Genomic DNA, 9957 nt, shown 5'->3' on the forward strand with positions numbered 1-9957 from the left:
TTCATCATTTTTTCAATTTTATTCACATGAAATACATCATCATCCATTAAAAAATTTATATATTCACCGTTCGCTTCATTAAATAACATTAGCGCATTTTCAAATTGTCCGAGAGTTGATCTATTTTTTATATAAATAATATTTGAATGATCACATAAGTATTTTTGTAACACTTTTTCTGTTTCATCATTCGTGCTGTCATCTCCAACTATAATTTCTATATTAGGGTACGTTTGTTCTAACACACTACATAGCGCCTTTTCAAAGTAACGAGGACGATTATACGTAGGAATTAATACACTTACCAACGGAAGTTGCTCTACCACCTCTTCAGTTCTTTCAATACGAGTTCTCATTTTAACTCTCTCACCTCTTCGCATATTATTTATATACGCGACACAAAAATCACATTACTTTAACTGTATGGAGCCTATATACTTTTATGCAAACATGAAACAAATTATCATACTTTTCGTTCCTGAATAAACATATTTAATAATGCGGACATTTTATTTGCACCTTTTTTATTCATATGATCACTATCATAAAAATCATCGTCACAAAATAATGGCGAATCAAATAGATCTATGATTTGAAAAGAATATTGAGTTTGAAAATCATTTATAACTTTATAAAAATCTTCTTTTAATTTCTTACTACTACAATTGAAATAATGTGAAGTAACAGGGAACACAACAATTAGTGGCTTTATATCATTTTTTAACAGTAAATCTAAATATTTTTTAAAAATCATTTTATTTTCAACTAAAGTATGAGGGTACGACAGTTTAGCATGTGAAGTTGCTCTTATTTTCCCGTGTTCTTCAAAAGGAATGTGAAGAGGAGTGGTATTCCACTCAGCATTTATCCAAGGCAGCGTCAATGATTCATCTTTTAGTTCGTCTAATAAAATATATTCAAAATGCAAATTAAAAATAGAAAGAAGTGGTTTCGGAGTATTTAGATGGGAGAATCCATCAGTGGGTAGAGGAGAGTGAACTACAGTATGATGACCATCTTGAAACAATGGATAATATACTTTGTGAATTCTATATGATTCAGATGATAACGACATATCAAAGTAAAACGAGAAATAGGCTATTCCTATTAAACAATATTGAAATGAATGATTGTTTGATAAAAGTTGTGACGCTATTAAATAATCATAGTATAGATCTTGCGATGGAAGTGTTAATTTTATTGATTTTTTTGAGAGAAGCTCCGTACTTATGCCACAATGCGGATAAGACAAACCGGTAGCAAACAATTCATACGTCGGATCACTCTTTGCTTTTTTCATAGAAATGTATAAAGACATAAGATCCGGATTTATTTGATAGATAGAAATTAATTTATCCTTCCATTCATACATGTATTTTGTTAAATTAATAATTTTTGAACTTTGCACGCCCCTATTTATCAAGTCATTTGTAAGTTTTTCTGCGTCCCCTCTCCAAATGACTATATATTGAAAAGAACTTTCTATACGAACAACATCTGAAACGTCCACAACATGAACTATTGTTTTACATTTATTTTTGTCTAACGTATTTCGAATCCTATCCCCTGATAATTCATCACTTAAAACAATGATTTTATATTGCTCCTTCATGTACATCCCCTCCATTATATGTATAATATGAAATTCATTTTTAATTCGTAACAATCATATACACCTGCAATCTAACAAAAAAAATAGCTCCACCATTAGGCGTAGCTATTTTTACAATTATTGCTTATTCAAATTATATTCCTTTATCTAACTCATAAAGTTTACGATACTTTTCATTTTCTTTCAGAAGTTGTTTATGACTACCTTGCATGACAATTTGGCCACGATCAAGGAATATAACTTCGTCTACATGTTCTATTCCTACAAGATGGTGCGTAATCCAAATAACCGTCTTTTCTTCCGTTGCAGAAAACATTGTTTCAATTAAAGACAATTCTGTTTTTGGATCTAAACCGATAGTCGGTTCATCAAGTACAATAATTGGTGTTTCTTGCATAAGAGTTCTAGCAAAAGCAACCCTTTGTCTTTCCCCACCAGAAAACCGCTTTCCCATTTCATGCATTTTTGTTTGTAATCCGGCTGGAAGAGAAGTAACATGTGAAGCTAATTGTGCTTTCTCTAAAGCTTTCCATATCTCTTCATCCGTCGCCTCTGGTTTGCCAATTCGTACATTATTTCCAATTGTCGTATCAAACAAATGCGGCTTTTGATTTAATACAGAAATATATTTAGATAAAAGATTCGTATGAGCTCGTTCACCATTTAGTACAACTTGGCCATTTACTGGGCTTAACGCCCCTGTTAACAATTTTAGTAAAGTAGATTTCCCTGTCCCACTTCTCCCTAAAATAGCAATTTTCTTCCCTGCTTTTATTTGTAATGATACATCTTTTAATACAATCTCATTACTATCTGGATAACTATACGATACGTGATTCAGTTCAATATCTACATGTTTTGGTTCAATATAATCTTTCTCTCCATGCAAATCCGTTTCATCATGTAAAACACTATCACTTTCTACGCCATTAAGACGATGGGTAGATTCTACATACGACGGTATTCGATCGATGGCATCTGCAATAGGAATAAGCGCGTTCGTTACAGATAAAGTCATTAATACGAAAGCTGCGATAACTGTAGGAGCAATTTGTTCACTTGCCGCTTCATTCCCAGTCCATATGATCATCGAAATAACTACAATACCTACTACTAATTGAATGATACTGTCCCGAATATGATACCAGCGTTTCACTCTCTTTTCGATTTTTAACAACTGATCATTTTGTTTTACATACTCATTAATAAATTCATCTTTACGACCACTTGCTTGCCAATCAGATAATCCAAAAACAGCATCTGTCAGTTGTTGATACAAACGGTTTCTTCCTTGCTTTAAAGTAACATGATGTTTCTTCATCAAAAGTAATGATACAAACGGAAGAAGAAAAACGATAATAGCTAACATACAACCTACAATAAGTGCAAAAACAAAATCAAATGCACCGATAACAAGTACGAAGATACTATAAACAACTAGCGCTAATATGCTAGGAAATATTGTACGTAAATATAGGTTTTGCAAATGCTCTATATCTTCGGATAACACTCCTAACATATCACCCGTTTGAAATCGAGAACGGAAAAATAACGCCTGTGGTTCTACTATTCTATATAGCCTCGTTCTCATTTTTTCTAATATACGTAGTACGACATCATGTCCGACTAAGCGCTCTATATAATGAAATACAGCTTGCCCTATACTAAACGCTCTTGTTGCAACAATAGGAACATATACAGCCATTACATTTTCTGGTCTAAGGGCAGATTTTGAGATCAAATAACCTGAAATAAAAAGTAACATCGCTCCTGAACTAACTCCAAGAAGACCAAGGAAAATAGTTAAAGTCATTCTACCTTTATTTTGTTTTATATAAGGTTTAACCCAGTTACTCATTTCTCTCCCCTCTCTTCCCTATGAAAATGTAATGTCTCATTCTCTAAAAATTCTTCATACGTCCCACTTTCTTTCATTTCCCCTTTATTTAAAATAAGAATATGGTCCATTTGTTTCATCCAATGTAGACGGTGGGTTGCTAAAAATACTAACTTTCCATTAAATAGACGTAACATCGCTTGCTTTATTTCAAATTCGGTTTCAATATCAAGATGTGCCGTAGGCTCATCTAATAAAATGATTGGTTTTTTACTTAAAAGCGCACGCGCCATAGCAACACGCTGTTCTTGTCCGCCACTTAGCATACGTCCACCTTCCCCAATTCTTTCGTGCATCCCATTTGGAAGTGATGTAACGAGTGAACGAAGGCCGACTTCATTAATAACTCTTTCAACTTCTTCATCTGTTGCATTTGTTTCATAAAAACGAATGTTATCCTTTAATGAAAGCGGAAAAATATAAGGTTGCTGCGGAATATAAGCGATATTTTTTTGCCAATCTTCACGAGTAAATCCATCAACTTCTACACCATTTACTAACATCTTTCCACTCGAAGGAGATAAAAAACCTGCTAATACGTCGATTAACGTCGATTTGCCTGCACCACTTTCACCAATAACACCAATAGCACCGTTACCTTCCCAAGTAAAATTAATTCCTTCTAATATAGCCTTTTCAGATTCAGTATTATTAACTTTGATGTCTTGTAATTTCAAGCTACTAGAGGCATTCCATACTATATCTTCATTTAAATCTTTCTTTTGTATTCTTTTTTGTTGTTGCAAAATCTCTTCTATTTGCTCCATCGCAATTTGTCCATCTAATGTTGCATGATAATTTGCTCCCACTTGTTTAATCGGCAGAAAATATTCCGGAGCTAAAATCAAAATTGTAAGGGCTGGTAATAGTATAATCGTTCCATCTATTAAACGTATCCCTAATCCAACTGCCACAAACGCGATTGATAAACTCGTAAAGAAATCTAATGCAAAAGAAGAAAGAAAAGCAACTCGCAAAGTACGCATCGTTGCTTTTCTATACCTTTTACTTACTTTTTCAATCTTTGCTTCGTGCTGTTCACTTTTTCCTAAATACTTTAATGTTTCTAAACCTTTTAACGTATCTACAAAATGGTTCGAAAGTACACGATATATCTCGTACTGACTATCTGCCATTTTTTGCGCTGCTAATCCGAGAAGAATCATAAATATGATCACGATAGGAATCGTTACAACTAAAATGATTCCAGACTCAATATCTAGCGTAAAAACGTATAGTACAATTAGACCTGGAACGATGCTACTTCTAATCATTTTAGGAATCGTTAATTCAATATATGTTTTAAATTTCTCAATCCCTTCAATTGATAAGGTAACCAGATGACCAGTTCCAACAGTTTGAACATACCTTGGACCTAATGTGAAATATGCCTCTATTAGTTGTTTTCTTAGTAACGACCCTGTTTTTTCAGCAAAACGTTCCACTAATATTTGTGATGTTCGAACTACTATGTGACGCGCTGCAAACGCGATACCAAAATAAACAATTTCACTTAATATTGTTTGTACTGTCTCTCCATGAAATAAAAACGTAATAGCTCGTGCTAAAAAGATTGTTTGCGCAATAATACTAAAAGCTTCTAAAATACTAATAATCGTTAACGCTACATATAAAATACGGCTACCGGGATAAGACGGAAGTCCTCTTTTTCTTTTCATTAGTACTCCAAATCGTTGTCTGACTTAACAGGTTGTCTAAATACATAATAACTCCATATTTGACTTCCGATAACGAAAGGCAAAATAGCAATCGCAAAGTAAGTCATAAGTTTTAATGCATAAGCTCCTGATGCTGCGTTGTAAATTGTCAAATCATTCATTGCTCCTAAAGAGCTAATCATAACACGTGGGAACATACCGATAAATACACTCGCACTTAGTAAAATGATTGTTAAACTCGTCATAAAGAAAGCCCAACCATCTCTTCTTCTTTTATTTAATAAAGTGGACACTAATAGTGCTACAAAAGCTCCGATTGGCACCATAATCCATTCTGTTCCATGAGCAGTGAAAATGTCGGTTTTCCATAACCCCACACCAGCAAAAACAAGAAGTGTAATTAATGAAAATGGTGCAATTTTTATTGCAGCAATTCGTGCACGTTCTCTCAATTTACCAGTTGTACGTATCGTAAGAAATTGTAATCCGTGAACAATACATAGTAGGAGAAACATTACTCCTCCAAGTAACGCAAATGGATGAAGTAATTGCAGGAATCCACCTACAACATTTTTACTCTCATCAATAGGTACACCTACCATAAAGTTTGCAATCGCAACTCCCCAAAGGATAGGAGGTAACATACTTCCAATAAACATCCCCCAATCCCATGCACTCTTCCATTTATGATTATCTATTTTCGCACGAAATTTAAAGGAAACACCTCTTAAAATTAAAGCAAGAAGCATAAATACAAATGGAATATAAAAACCACTAAATAAAGTTGCATACCAGTGCGGAAATGCCGCAAACATGGCTCCACCAGCACAAACAAGCCATACTTCATTCGCGTGCCAGAACGGTCCTATTGTATTTAAGTAAACTCGTTTTTCAAAATCATTCTTTCCTAAAAACCTCGAAACCATTCCTACCCCAAAGTCGAAACCTTCCAGTACGAAGAATCCAACAAATAAGATTGCAATAACTAAAAACCATAACTCATTAAGAGATAACATACTCTTCCTCCTTATCAAATGGATCATGGCTTTGATAATCCTTTTTCGTTTTCTTATTCTTGTGGCCCTTAATGGTACGAACAAATAAGTACACACAAATTCCACCCATAATTAAATACATTGATGTGAATGAAATAAGTGAGAATAATACTTCACCGAATGTTACATTTGGTGATACAGCATCTTCTGTTTTCATTACACCAAATACAACCCAAGGTTGACGACCCATTTCAGTCATAATCCACCCTACTGTATTACCGATGAATGGAAGAGAAATTGCATACACCATTAATTTTAAATACCACGTTTTTTCTGCTAAACGATCTTTTCTTGATAAGAACCATCCGTAAGCTCCTAGAAGAAGCATGAATGTTCCACTCATTACCATCGCTCTAAAACTCCAAAACATTGTATGCACTGGAGGAATATAATCTCCAGGTCCATATTTTTCCTCATATTGTTTTTGAATTTGATTCATCCCTTCAACTTGACCGCTAAACTTATCATACGATAATAGACTTAGCATATAAGGGATTTGAATTTCAAACGAATTTTCTTTCTTCTCTGTATCAATTTTCGAAAATACTGTAAATGGTGCTGGATCCTCACTTGTATTCCATAGCGCTTCAGCTGCCGCCATCTTCATTGGATGTGTCTTAATTAATTGTTGCGCTTGTGCATGACCGAAGAATAATACAAGCGCCGTTGTAATTGTTCCAACAATGATAGAAATTCGGAAAGATTTTTTAAATACTACAGTTTCTTGTCCTTTTGTAATTTTCCATGCACTTACACCAGCAATAAAGAATGCACCTGTTGCAATTGCCGCTGTAATTGTATGCGGGAATTGTACCCATAGTTGTGGGTTTTGAATAATGGCTAAGAAATCATTCATTTGCGCACGACCATCAGCTGCCATTTCATACCCGACAGGTGACTGCATAAATGCACTTGCAGTTAAAATCCAGAATGCTGATAACATCGTTCCAATTGAAAGGAGCCAAATACACATTAAGTGAATTCGCTTCGGTAATTTATCCTCACCGAATACCCATAAACCCAGGAATGTAGACTCAATGAAAAATGCCAGTAATCCTTCAATCGCAAGTGATGGACCAAATACATCACCTACAAAACGTGAATACGTTGACCAGTTCATACCAAACTGGAATTCTTGTAAAATACCTGTTACTACACCTACTGCAAAGTTAATAAGGAATAATTGCGTCCAAAACTTTGCCATCTTCTTATATACTTCTTGCCCTTTTACCACATACAACGTTTGCATGATCGCAATAATAAAAGCTAAACCAATTGACAGCGGAACAAAAAAGTAATGGAAAATCGTTGTTGATGCGAACTGTATTCGTGCCAATTCGAGCGTTTCCATACTAAAATCACTTCCTTCATAGTTTTTATAATAAAAGTTAATTGAGCAATCTTATCAAACTCAATTATTAAGAAATACGAAAAGACAAAAACATTTTGTATGTATTGTCGAAAAATATGAAGTTTCAGTTTTTCAAACTATTGTAATGCTATTTTTTACCTTTTCACTATTTCTGTAGTGTTTTATTCGTTAATCGAATTGTATAATATACCTGCATAGTAAATTCAGGTTATTTTTGACGTATTATTGACATCATTTTGTCTGAAATATGTCTTTTGTCATTTTTTTGAATCAGATTTTTCTCATTAGCAAAATGTGTTTTTTCAATATACTTCTTACTTTTATATCTATAAAACAATCGTTTTTCTCTTCATACACTTGACTTTCACCCGAAAAAATGTCCTCGAAACCACCCTCGATAAACGCTTGTTTTTTGTCAAGAGAAAAATGTATTTTCAAAATTCAAACTCGAAATAATGTTATTCAAAAATAGAAAATAACTTCCCTCTTCCTCGACTAAAAGTTCATTTTTTTGTCATTTTTCCAGAACAAATAAAAAAAACTGAAAGTCGATTAGACTCTCAGTTTTTTTATTTATTTTGCTGTATGTTTTCTAACGGCTGGTAAAATTTCAGTAGCAATTAATTCAATATTTTTCTCAATTTTATCAAATGGTACACCGCCAAAATCAATTTGTGCCATAAAGCGTTGTTGGCCAAACAATTCATATTGGTAAAGCATTTTCTCAATGATTTGTTGTGGGCTACCAACCATTAAAGCATCACGGTAATCTATTGCATTTGTAAATTGCTGTTTCGGATACCCACCACCGCGCAGTGTAAGCATACCAGCATTAATGTGAGGGTAATATTCACTAAGTGCATCTTGCGAATTTTTTGCCGTATAAAATAAACTCGTTGTCGCAACTGGTAAACTAGCTGAATCAAATCCACTTTGTACAGCAGCCTCGCGGTAAGCATCTACTGACACTTTAAAGTTAATTGCTGGACCACCGAGTGTTGTTATCATCATTGGTACACCCGCGCGTCCTGCTTTAATTGCACTAGCTGGTGGACCTCCAACTGCACGCCAAATTGGTAAGTTATTATTTTTCGCTCTTGGAATAACCGATGCATGTGCGAGCGGTGCTCTGAACTGTCCATTCCATGTTACATGTTCCTCGTTATTAATTTTTAATAAAAGATCCATCTTCTCTTCGAATAATTCTTCATAATCATTCACGTCATAACCAAGTAAACCATATCCCCCAATACGAGATCCACGACCAGCCACAATTTCTGCACGTCCATTAGAAATCAAGTCAATTGTAGCGAAATCCTCATATACTCGAACTGGGTCAGATGTACTTAATATCGTTGCTGAACTTGCAATTTTTATATTTTTCGTAGCTTGTGCAATAGCTCCTAAAATAACTGTATGAGCTTGTGTTGTAAAATGCGTTTGATGACTTTCACCGACAGCAAACACATCAAGCCCTGCCTCATCTGCTAACTTAGCTGTTTCAATTAGTTCGTGAATTCTTTTCTCTGGCGTAATTTTCTCCCCATTATGTGGATTTAAAACATGATCACCAATTGAATATAATCCAAACTCAATTCCTTTTCTTATATCTATACGGTATTTTTCCATAGTTACTCTCCCCTTTAATAAAGTAGTATTCGTTTTTTTCTAAAAACGTTGGTAAGTCAGGTATATCTCCGTATTACCTATACCTTCACTTGATTAGTCAATTGATAGTGTAAAAAAAATTACTCTTGCGGTAATTCTTTTTTTTCACTATGCTTATGAACTTTCGTCATTAGCTCGTATAATATTTTCTGCTCTTCTTCATTTAATACATCATCAAAAAACGAAGATTGAAATGCAAGTTGCTCTGGCAATGCTTTCTCTAAGGCCGATTCCCCTTGCTCTGTAAGACTAATTGTTTTCGTTTTCCAATCTTGTTTTCGTACAATATATCCTTCTTTTTCAAGACGAGTTAACATTCGAGAAATGCCACCTTGTGTAACAGTTACCTTTTCAGCTAACTCCATTTGTGTTAGTGGTTGATACGTACGTATTTGCAAAAGCACATCAAATTGAGCTGTCGTTAAATCAAAACGTTTTAAAAACTCATTTGACATTTGATTACTTTGGTTCGTAAATCGTATTAAACGTAACCATATTAATGATCCTATCGTATTATCACGCATGTTTTGTCACTTCCTAGCGTTCATCTTACTATCACTTTACTACGCAAGTGATAAAAAAGCAAGAAAAAATGTAATAAATATATCGATAGAGTATTGCATAAATAATGATAAGTAAGAATTCATATAAACATGAATTCTTACTTATCATTA

8 protein-coding genes are annotated in these 9957 nt (G+C 34.1%); all 8 read right to left on the reverse strand.

From position 1 onward, the window contains the following. Positions 1 to 356 (reverse strand): glycosyltransferase family 2 protein (locus ABWK52_RS20965; protein WP_353772112.1); only part of this gene is annotated, 356 nt, incomplete at its 3' end. 107 nt (positions 357 to 463) lie between these two features. Continuing rightward, positions 464 to 1612, reverse strand: a complete 1149-nt coding sequence (locus tag ABWK52_RS20970) for a hypothetical protein (RefSeq protein ID WP_000664252.1) — start codon at positions 1610 to 1612, stop codon at positions 464 to 466. 133 nt (positions 1613 to 1745) lie between these two features. After that, positions 1746 to 3470 (reverse strand): thiol reductant ABC exporter subunit CydC, encoded by a 1725-nt coding sequence (gene cydC, locus ABWK52_RS20975; RefSeq protein ID WP_053512680.1) that lies wholly within the window; start codon positions 3468 to 3470, stop codon positions 1746 to 1748. Beyond that, positions 3467 to 5188 carry a thiol reductant ABC exporter subunit CydD gene (gene cydD, locus ABWK52_RS20980; protein ID WP_098507704.1) on the reverse strand — a complete coding sequence of 574 codons (1722 nt, stop codon included), beginning with the start codon at positions 5186 to 5188 and terminating at the stop codon, positions 3467 to 3469. Before cydD ends, cydC begins: the two co-directional genes overlap by 4 nt. Then, on the reverse strand, positions 5188 to 6204 hold the full coding sequence (gene cydB / locus ABWK52_RS20985) for a cytochrome d ubiquinol oxidase subunit II (RefSeq protein ID WP_000950083.1): 1017 nt from the start codon (positions 6202 to 6204) through the stop codon (positions 5188 to 5190). Before cydB ends, cydD begins: the two co-directional genes overlap by 1 nt. Then, entirely contained in the window at positions 6191 to 7594 is a 1404-nt protein-coding gene (gene cydA, locus ABWK52_RS20990) for a cytochrome ubiquinol oxidase subunit I (RefSeq protein ID WP_000448869.1), read from the reverse strand. Before cydA ends, cydB begins: the two co-directional genes overlap by 14 nt. Before the next feature lie 594 nt (positions 7595 to 8188). Continuing rightward, entirely contained in the window at positions 8189 to 9244 is a 1056-nt protein-coding gene (locus ABWK52_RS20995) for an LLM class flavin-dependent oxidoreductase (RefSeq protein WP_000417536.1), read from the reverse strand. A gap of 119 nt (positions 9245 to 9363) precedes the next feature. Continuing rightward, positions 9364 to 9807, reverse strand: a complete 444-nt coding sequence (locus tag ABWK52_RS21000) for a MarR family winged helix-turn-helix transcriptional regulator (protein WP_001205528.1) — start codon at positions 9805 to 9807, stop codon at positions 9364 to 9366. Positions 9808 to 9957 lie beyond the last annotated feature (150 nt).

It is taken from the genome of Bacillus sp. AP50, from assembly GCF_040492675.1.
GTDB classification, from domain to species: domain Bacteria; phylum Bacillota; class Bacilli; order Bacillales; family Bacillaceae_G; genus Bacillus_A; species Bacillus_A cereus.